This window comes from Microbispora rosea (genome assembly GCF_900156315.1).
Lineage (GTDB): Bacteria > Actinomycetota > Actinomycetes > Streptosporangiales > Streptosporangiaceae > Microbispora > Microbispora rosea.
Genome location: NZ_FTNI01000012.1, coordinates 187,078 through 209,282, shown reverse-complemented (window position 1 = coordinate 209,282; position 22,205 = coordinate 187,078). Strand labels below are relative to the sequence as shown.

21 protein-coding genes are annotated in these 22,205 nt (G+C 72.2%); 8 read left to right on the top strand and 13 right to left on the bottom strand.

Going from position 1 to position 22,205, the window contains the following annotated elements:
• Window positions 1–145 precede the first annotated feature (145 nt).
• Both BXA11_RS19115 and BXA11_RS19110 read right to left on the bottom strand, forming a co-directional pair.
• On the bottom strand, window positions 146–628 hold the full coding sequence (locus BXA11_RS19115) for a DnaJ family domain-containing protein (protein WP_076436297.1): 483 nt from the start codon (window positions 626–628) through the stop codon (window positions 146–148).
• A gap of 89 nt (window positions 629–717) precedes the next feature.
• The gene (locus BXA11_RS19110; RefSeq protein ID WP_076436295.1) at window positions 718–1,590 is read right to left on the bottom strand and encodes an NAD(P)-dependent oxidoreductase; all 873 of its coding nucleotides are present in this window, start codon (window positions 1,588–1,590) and stop codon (window positions 718–720) included.
• A gap of 97 nt (window positions 1,591–1,687) precedes the next feature.
• Here BXA11_RS19110 and BXA11_RS19105 point away from each other — a divergent pair, with 97 nt between their 5' ends.
• The gene (locus BXA11_RS19105; protein ID WP_076436293.1) at window positions 1,688–2,029 is read left to right on the top strand and encodes a winged helix-turn-helix transcriptional regulator; all 342 of its coding nucleotides are present in this window, start codon (window positions 1,688–1,690) and stop codon (window positions 2,027–2,029) included.
• A 206-nt stretch (window positions 2,030–2,235) separates the two neighbouring features.
• Here BXA11_RS19105 and BXA11_RS19100 read toward each other — a convergent pair whose 3' ends face one another.
• The 4 genes from BXA11_RS19100 to BXA11_RS19090 all read right to left on the bottom strand — a co-directional run bounded on the left by BXA11_RS19100 (window position 2,236) and on the right by BXA11_RS19090 (window position 4,472).
• Complete coding sequence (locus BXA11_RS19100) at window positions 2,236–2,682, bottom strand: hypothetical protein (RefSeq protein ID WP_051761632.1); 447 nt, start codon at window positions 2,680–2,682, stop codon at window positions 2,236–2,238.
• Window positions 2,683–2,739: 57 nt separating this feature from the next.
• Window positions 2,740–3,651 carry a CDP-alcohol phosphatidyltransferase family protein gene (locus tag BXA11_RS19095; protein ID WP_030507666.1) on the bottom strand — a complete coding sequence of 304 codons (912 nt, stop codon included), beginning with the start codon at window positions 3,649–3,651 and terminating at the stop codon, window positions 2,740–2,742.
• A gap of 41 nt (window positions 3,652–3,692) precedes the next feature.
• Window positions 3,693–3,815 (bottom strand): hypothetical protein, encoded by a 123-nt coding sequence (locus tag BXA11_RS45395; protein WP_275409683.1) that lies wholly within the window; start codon window positions 3,813–3,815, stop codon window positions 3,693–3,695.
• A gap of 171 nt (window positions 3,816–3,986) precedes the next feature.
• On the bottom strand, window positions 3,987–4,472 hold the full coding sequence (locus tag BXA11_RS19090; RefSeq protein ID WP_076436291.1) for an SRPBCC domain-containing protein: 486 nt from the start codon (window positions 4,470–4,472) through the stop codon (window positions 3,987–3,989).
• 249 nt (window positions 4,473–4,721) lie between these two features.
• On the opposite strand from BXA11_RS19090, the gene BXA11_RS42225 reads away from it, so the two are divergent.
• Window positions 4,722–5,210: a DUF5946 family protein gene (locus tag BXA11_RS42225; RefSeq protein WP_076436289.1), complete on the top strand. Its 489-nt coding sequence runs from the start codon at window positions 4,722–4,724 to the stop codon at window positions 5,208–5,210.
• A gap of 97 nt (window positions 5,211–5,307) precedes the next feature.
• Here BXA11_RS42225 and BXA11_RS19080 read toward each other — a convergent pair whose 3' ends face one another.
• Window positions 5,308–6,402, bottom strand: a complete 1,095-nt coding sequence (locus BXA11_RS19080) for a L,D-transpeptidase (RefSeq protein WP_083744375.1) — start codon at window positions 6,400–6,402, stop codon at window positions 5,308–5,310.
• 241 nt (window positions 6,403–6,643) lie between these two features.
• Between BXA11_RS19080 and BXA11_RS19075 the strand changes: the two genes are divergently transcribed.
• From BXA11_RS19075 to BXA11_RS19065, 3 genes are all read left to right on the top strand, one after another.
• Window positions 6,644–7,252, top strand: a complete 609-nt coding sequence (locus BXA11_RS19075) for a cupin domain-containing protein (protein ID WP_083744385.1) — start codon at window positions 6,644–6,646, stop codon at window positions 7,250–7,252.
• 221 nt (window positions 7,253–7,473) lie between these two features.
• Window positions 7,474–8,904: an aldehyde dehydrogenase family protein gene (locus BXA11_RS19070; RefSeq protein ID WP_239104885.1), complete on the top strand. Its 1,431-nt coding sequence runs from the start codon at window positions 7,474–7,476 to the stop codon at window positions 8,902–8,904.
• A gap of 128 nt (window positions 8,905–9,032) precedes the next feature.
• Window positions 9,033–9,590, top strand: coding sequence for a hypothetical protein (locus BXA11_RS19065; protein ID WP_076436283.1), 558 nt, complete (start codon window positions 9,033–9,035; stop codon window positions 9,588–9,590).
• 7 nt (window positions 9,591–9,597) lie between these two features.
• On the opposite strand, the gene BXA11_RS19060 is transcribed toward BXA11_RS19065, so the two are convergent.
• The 4 genes from BXA11_RS19060 to BXA11_RS19045 form a co-directional block, all read right to left on the bottom strand.
• On the bottom strand, window positions 9,598–13,998 hold the full coding sequence (locus BXA11_RS19060; protein ID WP_076436280.1) for a cation-translocating P-type ATPase: 4,401 nt from the start codon (window positions 13,996–13,998) through the stop codon (window positions 9,598–9,600).
• A gap of 534 nt (window positions 13,999–14,532) precedes the next feature.
• On the bottom strand, window positions 14,533–14,892 hold the full coding sequence (locus tag BXA11_RS19055; RefSeq protein WP_076436278.1) for an STAS domain-containing protein: 360 nt from the start codon (window positions 14,890–14,892) through the stop codon (window positions 14,533–14,535).
• 199 nt (window positions 14,893–15,091) lie between these two features.
• Window positions 15,092–15,949: an SAM-dependent methyltransferase gene (locus tag BXA11_RS19050; RefSeq protein WP_030507677.1), complete on the bottom strand. Its 858-nt coding sequence runs from the start codon at window positions 15,947–15,949 to the stop codon at window positions 15,092–15,094.
• Window positions 15,950–16,233: 284 nt separating this feature from the next.
• Complete coding sequence (locus tag BXA11_RS19045; protein WP_030507678.1) at window positions 16,234–16,737, bottom strand: VOC family protein; 504 nt, start codon at window positions 16,735–16,737, stop codon at window positions 16,234–16,236.
• A 165-nt stretch (window positions 16,738–16,902) separates the two neighbouring features.
• On the opposite strand from BXA11_RS19045, the gene BXA11_RS19040 reads away from it, so the two are divergent.
• On the top strand, window positions 16,903–17,139 hold the full coding sequence (locus BXA11_RS19040) for a hypothetical protein (RefSeq protein WP_239104884.1): 237 nt from the start codon (window positions 16,903–16,905) through the stop codon (window positions 17,137–17,139).
• Window positions 17,140–17,382: 243 nt separating this feature from the next.
• Here the strand turns inward: BXA11_RS19040 and BXA11_RS19035 are convergent, their stop codons facing one another.
• Window positions 17,383–17,796: a hypothetical protein gene (locus BXA11_RS19035; RefSeq protein ID WP_076436275.1), complete on the bottom strand. Its 414-nt coding sequence runs from the start codon at window positions 17,794–17,796 to the stop codon at window positions 17,383–17,385.
• 161 nt (window positions 17,797–17,957) lie between these two features.
• Window positions 17,958–19,271 carry an ROK family transcriptional regulator gene (locus BXA11_RS19030; RefSeq protein ID WP_076436273.1) on the bottom strand — a complete coding sequence of 438 codons (1,314 nt, stop codon included), beginning with the start codon at window positions 19,269–19,271 and terminating at the stop codon, window positions 17,958–17,960.
• Window positions 19,272–19,513: 242 nt separating this feature from the next.
• Between BXA11_RS19030 and xylA the strand changes: the two genes are divergently transcribed.
• A complete protein-coding gene (xylA, locus tag BXA11_RS19025) occupies window positions 19,514–20,659 on the top strand; it encodes a xylose isomerase (protein ID WP_076436270.1) in 1,146 nt (381 codons plus the stop codon).
• Between the two features lie 28 nt (window positions 20,660–20,687).
• Window positions 20,688–22,058 (top strand): xylulokinase, encoded by a 1,371-nt coding sequence (gene xylB / locus BXA11_RS19020; RefSeq protein ID WP_076436267.1) that lies wholly within the window; start codon window positions 20,688–20,690, stop codon window positions 22,056–22,058.
• Window positions 22,059–22,205: the final 147 nt, after the last annotated feature.

The following is a 22,205-nucleotide window of genomic DNA, read 5'->3' as shown; positions in this document are numbered from 1 at the left end:
CGCACCGTGTTTCCCCTCCGAGCTCTTTCCGTTCGCAGGTCACGAACGGTAGGAGCGGCCGGAGGGGCGGCACAGCGGGCGATCGGAAGGTCCTCACCTGACTTTCGTCAGGTCGCGCAGCCGGGGGGTCGGCGGCTCCGGCGGGTCAGCGGCGCCCGAACCAGCGGAGGAAGGAGCGCTTCCGGCGCTTCTCGGGGGTGGGTGCGGGGGCGGGCTTCCTCTCGGCGACCGGACGCAGGGCCCGCCACTCGGCGGTGACCTCGTCCACGTCGATGAGCGGCTGCACGACGGGCGGACCGGACAGGGGCTTGCGGTGGCTGTCGCGGATCTTGTCGTTCATCTCCTCGACGATCCTGCGCGCCTCGGCCTCGGTGCGCGCGCCGAGCGCCTCCGCCCGCGCCTCCTCGGCCTCCTTGCGCAGCGCCAGCGTCCCCGGCAGCGGGAACGACAGGTTCTCCGCGCGCATCTTCTGCTTGATCCACCACATGTCGTCGTGCGGCTTGCCCTGGCCGGGGATGGGCTTGCCCGCGCCCGGCAGGTCGTCGAACTCGCCACGCTCGGTGGCCTCGCGAATCTGCCGGTCGATCCACGACTCGAAGCTCACTCCGAGGGGTTTGCGTTCGGTCACAGCCTCACCTCGCAATCCTCTTGCGAGGATAACTTCCGGCGTGGGCGGCCCCAGGCAGGGGGCAGGGGGCAGGGGGCAGGGAGCAGGGGTCAGGGCACCCGCAGCAGGTCGATCACCCCGGTGGTGCCCTCGTCGGTGTGGCCGTCCGCGAGCCGCCGCGCCATGAGCGTCATGAACGGCATGAGCAGTTCGGGGCTGACCTTCTGCTCCTCGGCCGTACGCAGCAGGGTCGCATTGCCCCTGACCATCATCGCGAGGTTGGAGGTGACGTCCTTCGTGTAGTCGCCGCTCTCGAGGTGCTCGGCCACCCCGTACGCGTACGGGACCATCGCCTGCAACCAGCCCGCGACGAGATCGGCGAAGGCCTTCGGGGGGATCTCCTCCCGGACGAGCGCGAAGGCGTGCGTCACCCCCGCGAACATGCCCGTCATCGCGCTGAGCAGCGCCACATCGTGGAGGGCGGCGAGCCCGGGGTCCTCGCCGGTGTAGACGGTGGCGGCGGGCGTGGCCAGCGTGCCCGCGTGGGCCTCGAACACCGCGGGGGAGCCGCTGTAGAAGACGTACGCCCCTGAGCCGGGCACCCCGATCATGGGCGGGACCGCCATGACGCCGCCGTCGAGGAACCGGGCGCCGCGCTCCCGCGCCCATCGGGCTCGGGCGCGGGCCTCCTCCGGGGTGCCGGTGGTGAGGTCGACGAGGTCCTTGCCGGACAAATCGACGCCGGCGAGGGCGTCGTCGACCGAGGCGTGGTCCAGCAGGCAGACGACCACCAGGTCGCTCGCGGCGACGGCCTCGGCGGCGGTCGTGGCGACACGGGCGCCCTCCAGGGCCTCGGCCCGCCCCGGGGTGCGGTTCCAGACGGTCAGCGGATGTCCGGCGGCGAGCCAGGCGCGGGCGAGCGCGCCGCCCATCGCGCCCAGCCCGAGAAGGGACAGCGGAGGCTTCTCAGTGTTGTGAGTCATGCCGATTAGGCTGGTCACGAGCCCCGAGACGATCAAGTACGCACTTCGAAGTGGGTGCTTACCCCGGGGTGAGCGAGCAGCCAGGAGGGGGTGGACCATGCGGACCGCGCGGCGCCCGGGAGCGTCCGGATGCGGGATCGACGCGGCGATGGAGGTGATCGGCGGCAAGTGGAAGAGCTCGATCCTCTGGGCGCTGAACGAACGCCGATGCCGTTTCGGTGAGCTGCGCAGGATGCTGCCCGGCGTGACCGAGAAGGTGCTCGCCTCGCACCTGCGCGAGATGGAGGCCGACGGCATCGTGCACCGCGAGGTGTACGACGAGGTGCCGCCGCACGTCGAATACTCGCTGACCCCGCTCGGCGTCATGCTGAACGAGGCGCTGGCGCCGCTCGGCGCGTGGGGGCGGGAGCACCTCCTCGGCGGACGCGACGGTCACTGACCAGTGGGGTGTCCACGGACCTTGGCAGGGTGGTCACTGCGCCGGAAGCAACCTCCGGTCCTCGCGAAACCCGCTCCGCTCCACCCACGAGAGTTCCTCGCAGGCTCGGAATTTCCGCGGGGCCCGGTCGGGGCCTCCGTCCCTTCCGCCGCTCCCTCCCTTCCTCCCGGCGAACGTTCGTGGACTACCGGGCGGGAACGCGGGGTTCACGGGGTGGTCTCGTGGCCGGGCTGCCCGGGTGTGCGCCGCTGCTGCTTCAGCTCGGCCTCGTAGAGGTGACGGCGTCCTCCGGCCAGTTCGTCGCGGGCCTGGCGTTCCAGCTCCTGGAAGGCCGCGTAGTAGCCGTCGTCGTACTCCTCCACGATCTGGAAGGTCCATCGGCCGGGGATGACGTTGCGGCCGATCAGCTCGCGTTCGATCCGGTCGGCCCACTTGTCGTGCCCGGCCTGCCGCAGCAGCCGTACGGCGTTGTCCAGTTCGAAGTCCGCCGTGCCGGTGAGCTGGTGGAAGGAGTACAGGTGGCCCCTGACCCGGTGGATCGTCTCCAGCGCCTTGCTGAGCCTGCCCAGCGCGTCGACCGTGACGTCGTCCAGCCCTTCGGGCCGGCGGTGGTCGGGATCGGGCAGGCCGGCGGGTTCCTCACGTTCGGTCATGTCCCACCGCTACCCCTCGCGACGGCGCCTCTATCCGTCTGAGCAGCGGCGAGACGCTCAACCGGCGGGCGTCCCGGAGGCGGACGGTTCGGCGGACGAGCGGATCGAGGCCAGCGCGCGGTTCAGGTCCCGCGACGACAGCACGAGCTTGTACATGATGAGGGCCTCGAAGAGGAGCAGGAGGACGGCCGAGCCGATCGTGACCGGGACGACCGCGCCGAGCAGCGGGCCGACGATGAACACCGCCATCTGGAATTCGATGCCGCTGACCAGGTGCGTGCGGATCCGGTGCTCGCGCAGCCACTCGCGCATGCCGGGATACCAGGAGAAGCGGCTGCGGAACTCCTGCTGCAGGTCCACGGCGTGCGTCAGCCGGACGGTGATCTCGTCGGGGTCGTTGTCGAGATCCTCGCGCAACAGGGACGCCGGCAGCGCGGCCGCGCCGCCGGACACCGACTCCTCGTAGGCGTGCCGCAGCGTGCGGCGCATCTGACGCCGGACCTTCGCGATCTGCAGCGCGTCGACGTAGCGCAGCATGTCGAGGAACACCACGGCGATGCCGAGCAGCAGGTAGACCTCCTGCCCGGTCGCGCGGTACTGCCCCCACATGAGCGCGGCGGTGCAGGCCAGCACCCGGATCCGGTCGAAGACGTAGTCGAGCCAGCCGCCGAGGATCGTCCCCGTCCCCTTGAGTCGCGCGATCTTGCCGTCCATGCAGTCGAGGACGAAGCTCACGTGGTAGACGGCGGCCCCGGCGACCAGCCACGGCCACTCGGCCTGGAGAAAGCACCAGGCCGAGCCCAGGCCGAGCACGAACGCGCCCCAGGTGATCTGGTTCGGGGTGATGGACGTGCGGTTGGCGGTCGTCACCACCAGACGGCCCGCCAGGGGATCCACCAGGAAAACGGTCCACCAGGCGTCGCGCGCCTTATATGTCCGAGAGCGTACGTCGTGAAGCGTGAACGTCATTTGGGGGCTTTCTAGATTATGGGGGGATTTTAGGGGAAACGTCAGAAGTCGTCGTCCAAATCGTCCGTTTCATCCCAGTAGTCGTCCAGGTCGAGCGCATGCGCGTCATCGCCCAGGTGCAGGTCGTCGTCGTCGAGCAGCGCCGCCATTTGCTGGATAAGCATCCTAAACATGTTTTTGCCCTTTGACCGGCGTTTGTTTCACTGCTGCTCATCAAAGCATCACCCGACATCTCTCGCTGACGTTTTCCACAGGCCCTCCGGGTGGATGGAATTACCCGAAAAGCCGAATTTTGCGATTTGCTGGTTTCAACGGCCGGGGCCGGGACGGGCGGCTCAGGCGACGGCGCGGGCGAGATCCGAAAGCCACCGCTCGTGGTTGGCCCGGAGCATGGGCTCCCGGTAGAAGAGCGGCAGCAGCGGACCGGCGAGCGACTCTTCCACCGTGATCCTCGTGCGCCCGCCCTCCAGCGGTTCCAGGACGTGCCGGTCGACCGCCCGATAGCGGCCGAGGAAGGTGCCCGTCCAGGTGAGTTCCCGCTGGGGTTCGACCACGGCGAACCGCGACCGCAGGGGCACGCCGTTCAGGCGCCACCGGAAGGACGCGCCGGGGCGCACGTCGCCGAGTTCGAGGATCCGGATGCGGGAGGCCCATGACGGCCATGCCCGCAGGTCGGCCATGACCGCCCAGACCCGGTCGGCGGGTACGTCCACGACCAGCCGGGACGAGGAGGTCAGCTGGGCGTCGGGGTCGACGCGTCCCCGCGCGGCGTACTCCTCGTGCAGGACGGCCAGGGACGGACCCGAGTAGAGCAGCGACACGACATCTCCTTGAGACTAGTGCTCATCAACGAGAGCAATGCTCTCTCGCGTACGTGAGTCATGTCAAGAGCAGTGCTCTCTCGCTCGAGAACGCCACGCCGTACCCCTGCGAACCGTGGCCGGCGGGGAGCGCCTGCCGGCGGACGGCGTCTCGCCGTACTCCGACACGGACCGGGACCATGGGGCAGAGCCCGAGCCCTACCGAAATGCCGTCGACAGGGCTGTCGCCGGCCGCCTAGGGTGCGGGCCATGACGGACGGCTCCGGCACGGGTGGGTGTGAGTGCGGCGCGACCCCCGGTCCGCTGGGCGAGTGCGTGGACTACTACCACGCGATCCTGGCCGAAGAGCAGGCCGATCCTGAGATGTACAGGTGGCACACGGTCGTGGTCTGCGCCTATCTCCTGCAGCATCCCGCCAGGGCCTACGACAAGTACCTCGACGGTCAGTTCCGCCTGCTGCAGCTCTATCTGGACAAGGGCCTGGACGCGTTGCTCCGCGTGGCGGCGCATCAGGTGGCGCGGAACAGGCACGGGTCGCGGCCGGGCTACGACATGGCCCCGCTCGCGGAGTATGCGCCGCTCCCTCGGGGTGGATCCCCCGGGCCCTTCCGCGCCGGCTTCTGCGGGTTGCCGTTCAGGGACGGCAGCATCGTTCCCGACGGATATCCGGCGTACGGCCGGCGCATGGAGAGCATCGCGGAGGCGACCGTGGAGTCCTGGAGAACCCTCACGGCCTGATGCTCGATCTTCCGGCGGAGAGGGCGCGGGAAAGCAGGCGGCGCTCCCGCCCGGGCCGTACGGACCGGGGGCGGGAGCGCCGTGCGGAGCGGAGGGCCTATCCCTGCAGACCGGCCTGGGCGGCGGACGGGGAGGCCGAGGGTGAGGCCGTCGCGGACGCCGACGCCGAGCCGGCGGGCAGCGCGCTGCCGCGCTTCCACTGGGTCCAGCTCAGCTGCCAGTAGCTCCAGCCGTTGCGCCAGTCGAGCTTGCGCTTGGTGCCGGTGACCTGGATGACGTCACCGCGCTGGCTGATGCCGTAGAACCACTTGGCTCCCGCGGGGGTGGCGCGCACGCAGCCGTGGCTCTGGTTCGACTTCCCCAGGAACTGGTAGTCGCCCGCGCTCTGGTGGACATACTCGCCGCTGTCGGAGATCCGGACCGCCCAGGGGATCTCCAGCTTGTAGTAGAGCGGGTCCTTGGGGTCGGTGACGCCGAGCCAGGACGAGGTCATGGTCTCGACCCGCTTCTTGCCCATCGCGAGGTGCACGCCGGTGGTCGTGAGGTAGACGTCGACGCCGTTGCGGGGCAGGCCGCCGCGGCCCGCGCTGATGGGGATGGTCTTGGCGAGCTTCCCGTCGCGGCGCACCTTCATCACGTGCCTCTTGGTGTCGACCACCGAGATGTTGGCGGTGCCGACGGCGAAGCGGCGCGAGACGTCCTTGGCGGCCTCGTTGCCGGGAATCTGGCTCAGCCTGGCGGTGAGCAGGACCTTCTGGTGCGGCTTCCAGTAGGTCTTGGTGCGATAGACGACCTTGCGGTCGGAGACCCAGCGCCATGCGCCCTCGACGGGCTTTTGGGCCTGGACCTGCAGCACCGCTTCCGCGGCCGCCCTGTCGCGTACGGCGCGGTCGAAGGTGACGATGATCGGGAAACCGACGCCGACCCGCTCGACCTTCTCGCCCATGGGCGTGATGTCGGCGATGCCGAGCTTCGGCTTTCCTGTCTTGCGTGCCGTCTGGGACGCCGCGCGCGGGGCGAGTGCCGCCGTCTTGACGTCCCGGGCCTGAGTGGCCGGAGCCTGAGTGGCTGTGCCGGCCGCACCAGTGACTGATGCGGCGGGAGCGGTTGTGCCTCCCGCCGAGCAGGCCGTAGCGACGGCGATGGCGGCGACGGTCAATGTGACGTGGGCCGCCCGCCGGAGGGTATTCACGGTCTACTCCTCACACGGGGTGTTTCACAGCGATTTGCACTGACTTGGAACGTGCGAAACGGCTGTTTTGTGCGGCCGATTCTGTAACGATCAAGTAACGCCGGGTGGGCGGCGGCGGTCGTTAACCGGCCGGCCCGGCCGTCGCGATCGCCTCCGCGCCCGGCCTCGACGTGCGCCGGCGGCCCCGGCTGGGCGCGGACCAGCCGCGCCGCCCTGCCGTACGATCGGCCGCGTGCTGCTGATGACGCTCGACGCCTACCCCGGCGGGCCCGGACTGTCCGCCCGCGACGACGAGGAGGCGCTGCGGATCGCCGCCGCGGCCTTCCCCGGCACGGATCCCGTCGTGGCGGTGGACGAGGACGACCGCGGCGCGGCCCTCCGCTTCCTGCGCCGGGACGTCACCGGGGCGTTCGTGGCGATCCAGGCGCGTCCCCCGGTCGCCGAGGCCCTCGGCCTGCTGCCGCATCCCGAGGGCGGGTGGTATCGCGAGACATGGCGGGCGGCGGCCTCCGTCGAGCCTCCCGGGTACGGCGGGACGCGGGCGACGGCGACGGGCATCTACTTCCTGCTGGAGCCGGGCGAGGAGTCGGTCTGGCACGCCGTGCGGTCCGACGAGGTGTGGCTGTGGCACCGGGGAGGGCCGCTGACGCTCGTGCTCGGCGGCGCGGGCGAGCGGCCCGGCCGGGAGGACGTCGTCGTCCTGGGTCCGGACGTGGAGAACGGGCAGGTTCCGCAGGCGGTGGTGCCGGCGGGCACCTGGCAGGCGGCCCGCCCGGCGGGGGCCGAGGGCGTGCTGGTGAGCTGCGTCGTGTCACCCGGCTTCGACTTCGCCGACTTCACCGCGCTCTGAGCGGCCCCCGCGGTGCCGGTCCCTCGGCACCGGTCCCGCCGGGCCGAGGCGGGTGGTGGCGCCGGTCGCGCCCCGCGCTCAGGCGCTGCTCCGCCGTCGCATACGGGAACTCTAGGAAGCCTGGTGATAACCGTACGAGCCAGGGGGTAGAGGCGAGCACGGGTAGAGGCGAGCACGGGTAGAGCGTTCGCGGCCGGGTGATCGGCGGGAGGAGAACCGGGGTGCGGGACAAGGATCGCTGGGTGCTGACCGACGGCGCGTGGACGGCGAGCGCGAGCGAACGTGACCGCACGATCGCCGACCCGGCGACCGGAGAGCCGGTGGGCGGCTTCCCCGCCGGGTGCGCCGAGGACGTGGAGCGGGCGGTCGGCTCTGCCCGTCGCGCCCAGCCCGGCTGGGCCCGTACGGCTCCCGCCGAGCGGGCGGCGTGCCTGCACCGGACGGCCGGCCGGCTCGAGGCCCGCGCGGACGAGCTGGCCGCGCTGGTGACCAGGGAGATGGGCAAGCCGATCGGCGACAGCCGTGGCGGCGTGGCGGCGGGGATCGGCACGCTCAGGCAGTACGCCGAGCTGGGGCCGCTGCACCGGGGCCGCAGCCTCCAGGGCGGCTGGGACGCCACCGACCTCATGGTCCACGAGCCGCGCGGGGTCGTCGCGGTGATCACGCCGTGGAACGACCCGGTGGCCATCGCCTGCGGCCTCGTCGGCGCGGCCGTGGTGACCGGCAACGCGGTCGTGCACAAGCCGTCGGAGCGGACGCCGCACACCGGGGCGCTGCTCGCCGAGCTGATGGCGGAGGAGCTGCCGCCGGGCGTGCTGACCATGGTGCCGGGCGACCGGCACCCGGGCGAGGTCCTGGCCGCGCACCCGGGGATCGACCTCGTCGCGCACGTCGGCTCCACCGCCGCGGGCCGGGCCATCGCCGCCGTGGCCGCGCGCTCCGGCGCCGCGACCCTGCTGGAGAACGGCGGCAAGGACCCGCTGATCGTGGACGCGGGCGTTGACGTGAAGTGGGCCGCGGGGCAGGCGGCGACCGGCTGCTTCGCCAATGCCGGGCAGATCTGCACCTCGGCCGAGCGGGTCTACGTCCACCGCGACCTCGCCGAGGAGTTCCTCGCCGCACTCGTGCAGCGGGCCGAGGAGCTGCGCTTGGGGCCCGGCACGGACGAGGAGACGACGCTCGGGCCGCTCGTCGACCGGGCCCAGCGCGACGTCGTGGACCGGCACGTACGCGGCGCGATCGAGGCGGGGGCGCGGCTGCTGACCGGGGGATACGTGCCCGAAGGGCCGGGGGCGTTCTATCCGCCGACCGTCCTGGCCGACTGCATGGAGAACATGGACGTCATGCGCGAGGAGACGTTCGGGCCCGTCGCGGCGGTGCGCGTGGTGGAGTCGTTCGACGAGGCGCTCGAACTGGCCCGCGAGTCGCGGTACGGCCTGGCGGCCACCGTCCTCACCCCGTCGATGGCCAACGCCCAGCGGGCCTGGCGCGAGCTGCCGGTGGGCACGGTGAAGATCAACGCCGTCTTCGGCGGAGCGCCCGGCGGCGCGGCCCAGCCGCTCCGCGCCAGCGGGCACGGTTTCGGGTACGGTCCCGAGCTGCTCGACGAGATGACCCACACCAAGGTCGTCCATCTGCGCCCGCTCCCCTGAGTCGATCGCCCGGCTCCGCTGTCAAGAGATTCTGAGGTTTGACCCGACACTGAGCGCGGGGCGCGCGATCGGCGGTGACATGCTGCCTACGGTCTTCCTCGTACGATCCGTGACCTCGGGGGAAACTCATGATCATCTTCTCGGCCGCCGCCGCCGCCCTCGCCGCAACCCTGATCGCCGGACCGGTCGCTTTCGCGGACCCGGCGCCGCCCGGGGGCGCTTCCACGGGTGGCGCGACCCCGATCGCGGCGCCGCTCGACACAGCGGTCTACAACCCCGGCTACGGCCCCTCCGGGCCTGACGGCATGGGGTACGCGCCCGCCGCCATGCCCGTCGCCGGCGGTCCTGCTCCGCTCGCCGCCGGTCCCGCTCCGCTGATGGGGCAGGCCGCCGAGCCGAAGCAGGCCGTCTATCACACGAAGGGCAAGGACGGTGTGCGGCACGACGTGTACGTCGTCCCGATCCCGGACGACCCCACCAAGCCGATCACGCTGCCCGACTTCGGCTTCAAGACGTTCAAGGTGACGGACAAGCCGCGCGCCCACGCCCCGCGCGCGCACAAGTCGAAGAGCCGCGCGGCGCGCCAGCACCGCGCCGTCCGCGCGCATGCCGGCCGCGCGGGTGCCGTCCGTGCGGAGGGCAAGAACCGCCGCCACGGCGGCAAGGGCCTGCGCCGCCACCGCTGACGATCGATCAGGCCGGGACGGGCAGGTGGGCCGCGGCCCTCCGGCGCTCGGCCTCGGCGCGGGTCGTCGCCTCCCTGACCGGGCGCTGCACGAGCATTCCCACCAGTGTGGCGGCGGCCGCGCTGCCCAGCCCGATGACCCAGCCCGCCGGGCCGAGCGGCCGGCATCCGAAGACGGCGCTGACTCCCGGCACGGTGACGATGAGCCACAGGACGGCCAGCGACGACAGCGACGCGAGCACGACGATCTTGTCCCGGCCGCCGCCCGCGAACGTCTGCAGGAGCTGCGCGGACACGAGCGCCACCAAGCCGATGGTGTTCGCGCGCCCGCGGGTGCCGGTCATGCGTCCCAGGATCCACGCGGCCGTCGCCGCCGCCGTCGTGACCGCCGCGCGCAGGTAGATGTCGCGGGTCAGCGACGCGCCCAGCGACGCCTCGGGGCCCTCGGCGAGCAGCTTGTCCGGATCCGTCGAGGCGGGCGGCCGTACGGCGACCGCCATGGCCGGCACCATGTCGGTGAGGAGGTTGACCAGCAGGAGCTGCCGGGCGTTGAGCGCGCTTCCGCCGGCCAGCAGGTTGGACCCCACGGTGAAGGCGATCTCGCCGATGTTGCCGCCGAGGAGGATGCTCAGCGCGTCGCGCACCGAGGTCCACATCGCCCTGCCCTCGACGATGGCGTCCACGATCGTCTCGATGCGGTCGTCGGTGACGACGAGGTCGGCAGCGGACCGCGCGGCGGGCGTCGCGCGGGACCCCAGGGCGATTCCGACGTCGGCCGTGCGGATGGCGGGCGCGTCGTTGGCGCCGTCTCCGGTGACGGCGACGACCTCACCGGCCCGCCGCAGGCACGTGACGATCCTGGCCTTGTGCGCGGGCGTGGTGCGGGCGAAGACCGCCACATCGGGCAGCACCTTGGTCAGCGTCTCGTCGTCGAGTTCGTCCAGCTCGGGGCCGGTCATGACGCGCTGGCCGTTCAGCGCGTTCAGTTCGACCGCGATGGCCTCGGCGGTGCTGGGATGGTCGCCGGTGACCATGACGATCCGCACTCCGGCCCGGATGAGGCGCCTGACGCTCTCCGCGGCCGTGGGCCTGACCGGGTCGGCCAGGCCGAGGAATCCGAGGAAGCACAGCTCCTCGATGCGCGACTCGTCGAGGTCGCTCCGGTCGGAGGCGGGCCGCTGCGCGACGGCGAGCACGCGGTAGCCCTGCCGGGCCAGCCGCTCCACCTCGCGCTCCAGCTCCGCGCGTACGGTCTCGTCGCAGGCGACCGGGCCGGTCTCGCGGTGCACCGTGGTGCAGTGGGTGAGCACGATCTCGGGGGCGCCCTTCACACTGAGCAGGTGCCCCTGCCCGGTGCGGCCGAGCACGGCGTGGTAGCCCCGGCCCGGCTCGAACGGCATCTCGTCCACACGCTCCCAGCTGTCGAACCCCTCGGCCGGCGTGACGTCCAGCCGATGGGCCCCGTCGAGCACCGCGCGGTCGGTCGGGTGGGCGATCACCCGTCCCCCGCCGGACTTGGGGCTGGCCCGGACGGCCGCGGCGAGGACGCGCCGCAGCCCGGCGTCCGCCTCCTCTACCGGACGGCCCGACCACCCGTCCGACAGGTGCCGCAGGCTGATGCGGCCCTCGGTCAGCGTGCCCGTCTTGTCGAAGCACAGCACGTTGACCCGGCCCAGGGCCTCGATGGTGGACGGGTTGCGCACCAGGGCGGCGCGCCTGGACAGCCGACGTGCGGCGGCCAGCTCCGCCACGGTGGCGACGAACGGGAGCCCCTCGGGCACGGCGGCGACCGTCAGACTGACGGCGGGCGTGAGCGCCGCGGCCAGCGGTCGTCCACGCAGGAGGTCGGTGAGGAGCAGCACCACACCCGAGGCGATCGACAGCGGCAGGATGCGCCGGCTCAGCTCCCGCAGGCGCAGCTCGACGCCGGTCGGCGGGCTCGGCTCGCCCGCGAGCCTGGCGCTGCGCCCCGACTCGGTCATGTCGCCGGTCGCGACGACCACCGCACGGCCGCTGCCCGCCGCGATCGAGGTCCCCTGGTAGACCATCGAGCTGCGGTCGGCGATGGCCGCCGCCACGGTCGGCGCGGCCGTCTTCGTGACGAGCTGGGACTCGCCGGTGAGCGTGGACTCGTCCACCTCCAGTCCCACGGCCTTGACAACGCGGGCGTCCGCGGGCACGGCGTCCCCCGCGCGCAGCTCGATGACGTCGCCGGGCGCGAGCTCGTCCTTCGTCGCCTCGACGACGCCGCCGGGGCGGCGCAGCCGTACGAGGACCTCGGTGGACTCGGTCAGGCGGTGCAGCGCCCGGTCGGCCTTGTATCGCTGCACGCCGCCGAGGAACGCGTTGATGACCATGACCCCGCTGATCAGCACGGCGTCGAGGGCCGAGCCGACGAGGGCCGAGATACCCGCGCCGGTGGCGAGGGCGGGCGTGAGCGGGTTGGCCAGCTCCTCCATCGTGGCCCGGGCCAGCGACTGCGGCCCCTCCGCCTCCTCGGGCGCGGCCTCCGCGCGGCGCTTGCCCGCCTCCTCCTCGGCGATGCCCTCCGAGGAGGAACGGAGCCGGGAGAGCACCTCACGCGCGGACATGGCGTGCCACGGGGTGGCGTCGGCGCGCAGCGGGGTGGGGACGCGGCCGGCGTTCTGCCCAGCCCATTCGCCCAGCGCCATGGCGCCCAGCGAGACGGCGGCGCCGGCGAGCTGCGCCCGCCGCAGGGAGGTGGCGGCCGGGCCAGCGATGGCCAGCAGGGTGCCGACGCACGCGCCGGCCGCGCCGAGCCGTACGGCGTTCGCGCTGTTGCCGCGCGCCCGGGGCAGGCAGCGCAGGAACAGATGGACGCCGTGCAGCTCGCCGGCGAGCTCGCCGTCCCACGGCACCATGCATCCGGGCTCGGCGGCCGTGGGATCGATCACCCCGACGCCGATGTCGGCCTGGGCGAGCGAGCGCCAGGCGCCCCTGGACACGACGACCACGCAGTGGCCCGCCGCCTGCAGGTCGTGCACGTGCCCGGCGAGCTCGGGGCCTCCCGGCAGCGTGCGGCCGATCCCGAGACGCTGCGCCAGGCCCTCGTCGCCGCCCGCGAGCAGGACCGTGCCGGCCGCCTTGGCCGCGCCGACGACCGGTACGGCCAGGGCGTCGATCTCCGGGGCGAGACCGGCGACGGCGACCCGGACACCGTCCCTGGACACCTCAACCGCGCGCAGCCCGCGTGACCGCCAGAGGGCGGCGTCCGACAGCAGGGGACCGGGGTCCGGCAGCGGGCGGACCGACCAGCCCTCCACGGTCCCGGTGCGGCCGGGGTCGGAGAAGTCGATGAGGGAGTAGAGCCGGGAGTACAGCTCGCCGGTGTCCTCCTTCTCGCGCAGCGGCTCGACCCGGTCGATCGTCCACGAGCCGGTCGTCAGCGCGTCGGCGTGCAGGATGACGGTGTCGACGCGGTCCATCTTGCGCAGGCAGTCGGCGTCGAAGACGACCGTGTCGTGCTTGCCGAGTGCGCGGCTGATCGCGCCCGCGAACGCCTCCCGGCTGAGGTCGGCGGCCCTCGGGGTGGTGGAGACGAGGATGGACACGGCCCGTTCGCCCCGGGCGAGCACCCGTGTCACCGCGTACGCGGCGGCGCTGACCGGGGCGACCACGTCGGCGTAGCGCTCGATCGGCCCGTGCGGCAGAGGGACCGGCCGCCGCCGGGCCTCGGCCCTGATGTGGTGGTAGGCCCCCGGACACGTGGCCAGCCGCTCCTCCAGACTCTCCCATGCGTGCCGGCTGGCCCTGGTCTCGATGTAGCGGCCCACGTTCGCGACGGCCTGCACGAACAGCGCGGTGGGGCGGAGCGTGAGGGTCTGGGTGACGAGGTTGGCGGTGGTGAACAGGGCCTCGGTGGGGCGGCGCCCCAGCCGGCGGTCGAGCTGCTCGCGGATCGCCGGCGTGCCGTTGGCCAGTTGCAGCAACGCGGGCACGGCCGCCGGGAGCTGAGGGGCCCGCATCGCCTTGCCCAGGAATATGAGCCCGATTCCGGTGACGCCGGCCGTCAGCCGCACGGTCGCCAGCAGGTGCTCCTCCACGAGGCGGACGGGGCTCTCGTGGGCGTGCTCCTCCTGCTCGTCGAGCTCCGCCGTGACGGCCAGCAGCTTGTCCTGGTCGACCTGGTCGGGGGCGCAGGCGACGAAGACCGCGGCGATGCGGCCGTTGACCTCCGCCCGCTCGACGCCGGGGATGCTCTCCAGCCGCTCCTCCAGCAGGCCGGCCGCCGCCTCGGAGCCGGGCCGGCCTATCCCGCGCAGGTTGATGTGCAGCCCGCCGGGGCAGAGACGCAGCTCGCGCGGGCAGGGAAGCAGGTCTCGGAACGGCTCGGGCAGCACGCCGCGCAGCAGGGCCGCGGACGTCGTGAGCACCTGGTTCAGGAACATTCGGCTCTCCAGCAGGCAGAAGCCCGGACGCCGGGTCCGGGGTGGAGCGGGCGGCCGCACCGGCGGGTCAGCCGGTGGGGGCCAGGTCGCCTCGTCACCGCGGCGCGAGAGCGCGGCGGCTGTGCCACGTCGGCGGATGGCCGCCGACGTCGGTGGCGGGCTGCCGGAGTGCCCGGAAACACCTCATACCCCTCCTCGTGCGAGTCGGGGGGAACTCACGAACGGATTGCGCCTGAACCCATACGAAGGCTCAGGCGCTGGTCAGAACGGTCGTGTGACCGTCCTCGGATACCTTTCCTCCATCCGGAGCGCGAGAAACGCGGAAATGCGAGAAACGCGCGAGTGCGGGGGGGTAACTGCGAGAAACGCGCGAGTGTGAAGGTGACCCTGAGGAACCCGGGAGTGCAGGGGTGAGTGCGAGAGACCCGGGAGTGCTGGGGGGAATGCGAGAGACCCGGGAGTGCGGGGGTGAGTGCGAGAAACGCGCCGGTCCCACGGGTCGGCGCGGTGGGGGGTCCGCGCCGGGCCGCGTCGTCACCCGATGGTGAAGGCGGGCCAGTCGAGCAGGGTGAGCAGCTTGCGCAGGCCGGGCCTGACGTTGTGCAGCCGGATCGGCCGGCCCAGGGGGACGTCGGACAGCAGGGCCAGGGCGCGCAGGCCGTAGAGGTCGATGAACTGGAGCTCGGCGACGTCCACGGTTCCCGTGCCCGGCCTCGCCCACTTCTTGTGCAGGGCGTCGGCCATGGCGTCGCCGTTGGTGAGGTCGATCTGCCCGATCAGCCGTACGCCGCCTGTGTCGCCGTCGTCGGAGGAGCGTACGACCAGTTGCTTGTCGAGGTAGAGCAGTGTTTTCTTGCTCAGGGCCGATTCGAACGACCCGTTGGTGATCATCATGTCGGTGCCGCCTTCCTGTAGAGGGGCAGCCACCTCCGAGCATCACCGTCGCCGCTCACCGATGTCAACCCGGCCACCGTCCGGGTGGCCGTACGGCCGATCGCCGCTCCGCCGTCGTATTACCCGCTGCCTGCGGCGATGCGCGCCCGGTCGTACGGCTGTGCGGTGACGCAAGTCACGTTTATCGCAGCAAGAACGTTCAGGGCTTGCGCGCGACGCCGCCGACGAACGTGTGGTAAGTGATGCCGGGTTCGAAGACCTCACCGGGGTTCGGCCGCCATTCGGGGAGCGGAACCAGGCCGGGCTCGATGAGCGGCAGGTCGCCGAAGAAGGTCATGATCTCGTCACGGGTGCGCCACCGGCCCGTGCCCAGGTGCTCGTTGAACAGCTTCTCGGCCGAGTCGGCCTGTGCCGACACCTCGGGCATCGCCGGCCCGGGATTGTGGAAGTGGGACAGCGCGAGGTAGCTACCGGAGGGCAGGGCCGCGCGGAGGCGGGCGGCGATGTCCTCGGGCTTCTCCTGGTCGTTGAGGTGGTGGAGGATCCCGAGCAGCAGCAGGGCCACGGGTTGCCCGAAGTCGATGAGCGCCGTGACGGCGGGGTCGGCGAGGATCGCCTCCGGGTCGCGGATGTCGGCCTCGACGACCGTGGTGCTGCCGTTCCTCGCCAGCAGCGCCCGGCCGTGCACCAGGACGATGGGGTCGTTGTCGACGTAGACGACCCGGGATTCCGGGGCGACCTGCTGCGCGACCTCGTGCACGTTGCCCTGCGTGGGCAGGCCCGAGCCGATGTCGAGGAACTGCCTGATGCCCGCCTCGGCCGCCAAGTGGCGGACCACGCGCTGCAGGAACGCCCGATTGGACTTGGCGGCGGCCGGGGCGTCGGGGGCGATCCGCAGGGCGGCCTCCGCCACGTGGCGGTCGACGGCGTAGTTGTCCTTGCCGCCCAGCATGACGTCGTAGACCCGCGAGACGCTCGGTTTGCTCGTGTCGATCCTGGCAGCTGCCCGGTCGTGTCCGGCCGGGCCGTCGCCCGCGTGCTGGTCGTTGTCGGCCATGATCCGTCCTGTCCCTCGCTGTACCGGTTCAGATCATGATCATGGTATGGGTTTCCGGGGGTCCAGAGAAGGATGTTTGCGCTAAATGGCGCGAACAGGTCGGTCAGCGGGCAAGACCGGCCGACGGGCAGAGGCCGGTCGGCGCCGAGCCGGCCGGCGCGAAAGGCCGGTCAGCGCCGGAGGCGGGCCTGCGGACAAGGCTGGTCAGCGGGCACGGCTGGTCAGCGGGTCCGGCCGGAACTCGTGGGCGGCCTCGGGGAAGAGGGCCGCCCACGAGTGCCGGATCAGACGCTGACGCCGATTCCGCCGCGCGTCTGCGCGCCGTACCGCTCGAGTTCCTTCGCGAGGTCGAGCGGCTTGATCTGGGCGCGCCCGTCGAGGACCTCCTCGGTGAGCAGGTCGGCGGGCACCAGCCAGGACACCTCGAACTCCAGCCCGTCCGGATCCTTGGCGTAGAGGGCCTTGGTGGTGGAGTGGTCGGATGCGCCGACCAGGGCGTTCATCTCCGTCAGCGTGGTCGCGATCCGCTGCAGCTCGGCGAGGGTGTCGACCTCCCAGGCGAGGTGGTAGAGGCCGACCGTCGCGCGCCCGGCGGACGACGGCCCCGCCTGCGCCCCGATCTGGAACAGTCCGAGGTCGTGGTCGTTCGAGGAGCCCTCGGCCTGCAGGAAGGCCGCCCCGGGGAACGCCTGGACGACGCGGAACCCGAGGGCCTCCTGGTAGAAGGCCACGCTGCGGGAGACGTCCCGCACGTACAACACGGCGTGGTTGAGTCGCTGGACCGGCATGACGTCCTCCCGAAAACTTGAACTCTCAAGTAATTGTACCTCGGCGGGTTTCCCGGAAACTGTCGGTGGCAGGTCGTACCGTGACCACCGGGCAGCCGCCCACCGGCGCACCGCACGGCGTCGGAGGGCGCCGTCCGAGGCGCGGTCCGGGGAGCGGTGCCGGTGATGAGTCCGGCGGAGGGGGACGACATGATCGTGGACAGGGCGACGCGGGAGCACGAGGACAACCTGGTCCTGTTCCGGGCGGTGCACGAGGTCGCGGTCCGTCATGCCGGCGCGCCATATCACCAGGTGATCTCGGCGCTGGCCGCCGGACTGCCCGGCACACCCCGGCTGGCCGCCGACGAACTGCGGCGCATCGCCGAGGAGATCAGCCTCGGCCGCGACCCCTCGGGCCTGTGAGCAGCTGAGCGCCGCGTGCGTGACCGCCCCGGTCTCCCGGGGAGCACCCGCTGGAAGCCTCCCAGGAAGCGCGGTGGCCTCACGGGCGGCGCGGTGGCCTCACGGGCGGCGCGGTGGCCTTCCGGGAAGCGCGGTGGGCTCCCGGGCGGCACGCGCCTTTTGGAGAGCCCGGTGGCATCCGGCAAGCGCGGCGGCAGCGGAGCGGGTCCCTGCCGGAATGGCGGGGCACGGACGGGGGAAGTGTCAGTGCCTCCGGCGGATCGGCTTGTTCTGTCCCACGACACAGGTGGTGGGCTGCGATCCGCAGAAGGCGGCCTGCAGGTCGAGCGAACGCATCTGGGTCACCGGTAGCTGCGACTGCCCCCTCATGAAGGTGGGGGCGACGGCCCCGGTGAGGCTCTGGTTGGACAGGCCCGCGCCGGACCTGTTCTGGATGGCGCTCGCGCGCCCTCCTCTGATCACCTGACCTCCGCCTCCACCCGGCTCGTGGACGCGGAAGGCCGCGAGCTTCTCGCGTACGGGCGGCGGGGTGGCATGTGCCGTCGCGGGCCGTGCGGCGCAGATTCCCGCCGCCGGGATCACGAGCGCGGCCAGGGCCAGCCGCCGGGCCGTGAGGACCACGGCGTCGACGGAGGGCCGTGTCCAGTAGCGGGACATATCGCGATACGCCTTCCTGCTGGACGGCCGAGGGTGAACGTCGCCCGTCCCGTTCTGTGGATCGGCGGCCTCATACCCCGCCGGAGCAGGGCCGCGACCTGGGCTGGACAAGATCGGCACAGGTTCTTACGGGCCTTTGGCGCCCGGCCGGGGTGCTCGTGTCAGGTGTGCAGGAGCGCGGCGGGGTCGGCCATGACCTGCTCGATCACCTGCCCGGCCGCACCGAGGGCGGCCGCCTCGGCGCCGAGGCGCGACACGACCACGGGCGGCACGGCGCCGCGCATCTGACCGAGGCGGTCCTTCAGCGTGTCGGCGACCATGTGGCCGATCCAGGGGAAGAGCGGCCCGTAGATGCCGCCGAGGACGATCGCGTCGGGATCCACGAGGTTGACCGCCGACGACAGAGCCACGCCGAGCGCCCAGGCCGCCCGCTCGCAGGCGGCGCGCACGTTCTCGTCACCCTCCCGGAGCCGGGACAGCACCCATGACACGCCCTGCTGCGCGGGCAGGAGCATCTCGGACGAAGACGACGATTCGTACACCTCCTTGTGTGGCATCCCGGCCGGTGCGCTCCTGGCCGGTGCGCTCCTGGCCGGTGCGCTCCCGGGCGCCGCAGCCGGGGGCGCGTCGGTGGCGGAACGGATCGAGGCGGCGGCCCGGGCGGCGGTCAGGAGGGCATCCTGGCCCGCGTACTGTTCCAGGCAGCCCCGCCCGCCGCAGCGGCACGGCGGGCCGTCGGGGGAGACGACGACGTGCCCGAGCTCCCCGGCGAAGCCGTGCGCACCACGGAAGAGCCGGCCGCGGACCACGAGGCCCGCCCCGATGCCGATCTCTCCCGAAACGTGCAGGAAGTCCGGCAGCCCCGACCCGAACCACAGCTCGCCGAGCGCGGCCAGGTTGGCCTCGTTCTCCACACGTACGGGGAAGGAGAGCCGCAGGAGCGACGCCAGCGGCACGTCGCGCCAGCCGAGGTTCGGCGCGTTGTGGACGACCCCGCTGGCCATGTCCACGGGGCCGGGCACGGCCAGCACGCCGCCGACCACCCGCAGGCCCTTCTCCACAGATTCGTCCACAACCGCGGAGGCCAAATCCGCAAGTTGCGCGATCACATCCACAGGGGGCGCGGCCCGGTTGTCCACAGCCTGTGTACGGCGCAGCCGTACCGTCCGGGCGAGGTCGACCACGCACACGGCGAGGTAGTCGACGTTGATCTCCAGCCCGAGGGCGGCGACGTGCTGCCCGCTGACCCGGATCTCGACCCCGGGCCTGCCGCGCTCGCCGTCCCGGACGGCGCCGGTCTCCACCACGAGCCCGCCCTCGATGAGGTCGCCGACGAGCTTGGACACGGTCGTCTTGGTCAGGCCGGTCATCTCGGCGAGGGCGGCCCGGGTCACCGATCCCCGGGCGCCGACCGCGCCGAGGACGAGCGCCAGGTTCCGGGCGCGCATCGCGTCATGCCGCAGGGCCTGCGTCATCGCATCCTCCACGCCACCTCGTACCGCCCGCAGCTCTCGCGCTCCTGCACGCGCGCGGTCCGCCTCACGCCGTTTCCGCCCGCGTCATCGCACCCTCCACGCGACTCCCGCCTCACGCCCGACGGGCTGTGTCATCACATCTTCCACTGCCGGTGGTTGAGAACACGGACACACCCCCTTGACCATGCGGCTCCTCACATCGGATATTTAGTCCACAACGTAGACTAAATCGGAGGCGAGACATGTACACCCCCACTCCCGAGGACCGTTTCACGTTCGGGCTGTGGACCGTCGGCTGGCAGGCGCGCGACCCGTTCGGCGACGCCACCCGGGCCCCGCTGGACCCGGTCGAGAGCGTGCACCGCCTGGCTGAGCTCGGCGCGTACGGTGTGACGTTCCACGACGACGACCTCCTCGCGGTGGAGCAGGACCGGACCAAGGCCATCGAGAGCTTCAAGAAGGCTCTCAGTGAGACCGGCATGAAGGTGCCGATGGCCACGACCAACCTGTTCACCCACCCGATCTTCAAGGACGGCGGGTTCACCAGCAACGACCGCGACGTCCGGCGGTACGCCCTTCGCAAGGTCATTCGCAACATCGACCTCGCCGCCGAGCTCGGGGCCACGACGTACGTGTGCTGGGGCGGCCGTGAGGGCGCCGAGTCCGACGCCGCCAAGGACGTGCGGGTCGCGCTCGACCGCTACAAGGAGGGCTTCGACCTCCTGTGCCAGTACGTGATCGACAAGGGTTACGACATCCGGTTCGCCGTCGAGCCCAAGCCGAACGAGCCGCGCGGCGACATCCTGCTGCCGACGATCGGCCACGCCCTGGCCTTCATCAACTCGCTGGAGCACCCCGAGATGGTGGGCCTCAACCCCGAGGTCGGCCACGAGCAGATGGCCGGGATGAACTTCGTCCACGGCATCGCCCAGGCGCTGTGGCACGGCAAGCTGTTCCACCTCGACCTCAACGGCCAGCACGGCCCGAAGTACGACCAGGACCTCGTCTTCGGCCACGGCGACGTGAAGAGCGCGTTCTTCCTCGTCGACCTGCTGGAGAACGGCGGCTACGACGGCCCGCGCCACTTCGACTACAAGCCGCTGCGCACCGAGGACAAGGAAGACGTCTGGGAGTCGGCGGCCGCGAACATGCGGACCTACCTCATCCTCAAGGAGAAGTCGAAGGCCTTCCGCGCCGACCCCGAGGTGCAGGAGGCGCTGGCCGCCAGCAAGCTCACCGAGCTGGCCCAGCCGACCCTGGCCGAGGGCGAGACCTACGACGACCTCCTCGCGGAGTCGATCGACGTCGACGAGGTGGCCGCCCGCGGCTTCCACTTCACCCGGCTCAACCAGCTCGCGCTGGAGCACCTCCTCGGCGTGCGCGGCTGACCGGTACGACGAGAGCGGAGGGACGACTGTGACGCTGGTCGCTGGGGTCGACTCGTCGACCCAGAGCTGCAAGGTCGTCATCCGGGACGCGGAGAGCGGGGCCCTCGTGCGCGAGGGCCGCGCCTCCCACCCCGACGGCACCGAGGTCCATCCCGAGCACTGGTGGACCGCGCTGCAGAGCGCGATCGAGCAGGCGGGAGGGCTGGCGGACGTCGCGGCGGTGAGCGTGGCGGCCCAGCAGCACGGGATGGTCTGCCTCGACGAGGACGGCGAGGTGGTCCGGCCGGCCCTGCTGTGGAACGACACCCGCTCGGCCGGGGCGGCGGCCGACCTGGTCGCCGAGCTGGGCGGCCCGAAGGCGTGGGCCGAGGGCGTCGGCAGCGTCCCGGTGGCCTCCTTCACGGTGACCAAGCTCCGCTGGCTGGCCCGCAACGAGCCGGACAACGCCGGCCGTACGCGGTCGGTGTGCCTGCCGCACGACTGGCTCACCTGGCGGCTGGCCGGCCGGCCGGACACGATCACGACGGACCGGGGCGACGCCTCCGGCACCGGTTACTGGTCGCCCGCGACCGGTGAATACCGGACCGACCTGCTCGAACTCGCCATGGGCAGGGTGCCGGAGCTGCCCCGCGTGCTCGGTCCCGCGGAACAGGCGGGGACGGCCGAGCAGGGCGGCGCTCTGCTCGCGCCGGGCACGGGCGACAACATGGGGGCGGCGCTCGGCGTCGGCATGCGGCCCGGCGACGTGGTCGTGTCCATCGGCACCTCGGGTACGGCGTTCGCCGTCTCCGAGGCGCCGTCCGCCGACGCCTCCGGGGGTGTCGCCGGCTTCGCCGACGCCACCGGGCGCTACCTGCCGCTGGTCGCCACGCTGAACGCGGCACGGGTGCTGGACGCGGCGGCCCGGATGCTCCGGGTCACGCCCCAGGAGCTGAGCGATCTGGCCCTGCGGGCCCCCTCGGGCGCGGACGGGCTGGTGCTCGTGCCCTACCTGGAGGGGGAGCGCACCCCGAACCGTCCCGACGCCACGGGGTCGCTGCACGGGCTCAGGCTCGCCACGTCCACCCCCGAGCACCTGGCCAGAGCGGCGGTCGAGGGCATGCTCTGCGGCCTCGCCGACGCGCTGGACGCTCTCGGGGTCGAGCCGCAGCGGGTGCTGCTCATCGGCGGCGGTGCGCGGTCGGAGGCGGTGCGCCGCATCGCCCCGACGGTCTTCGGGCGTCCGGTGCTCGTTCCCACCCCCGGGGAGTACGTCGCGGACGGCGCGGCCAAGCAGGCCGCCTGGCTGCTGTCGGGGGAGCCGGAGCCGCCGCTGTGGGACTCGGGCGCCACCGAGCGCTACGAGGCGGACCCCACGCCTGGCCTGCGCGAGCGCTACCACGAGGCCGCGCAGGAGTAGACGTCAGAGGTGGGGCCCCGGGTGCGTCCTCCAAGGGACGCACCCGAAATTCTGGGCCCCACCCTGAGACGACCCTGACCCCTTCTCGGGGGGATCTACGCGTTGTCCCGGATGTTAGAAACGGGCTGTACGCGGGATCCTCACCTT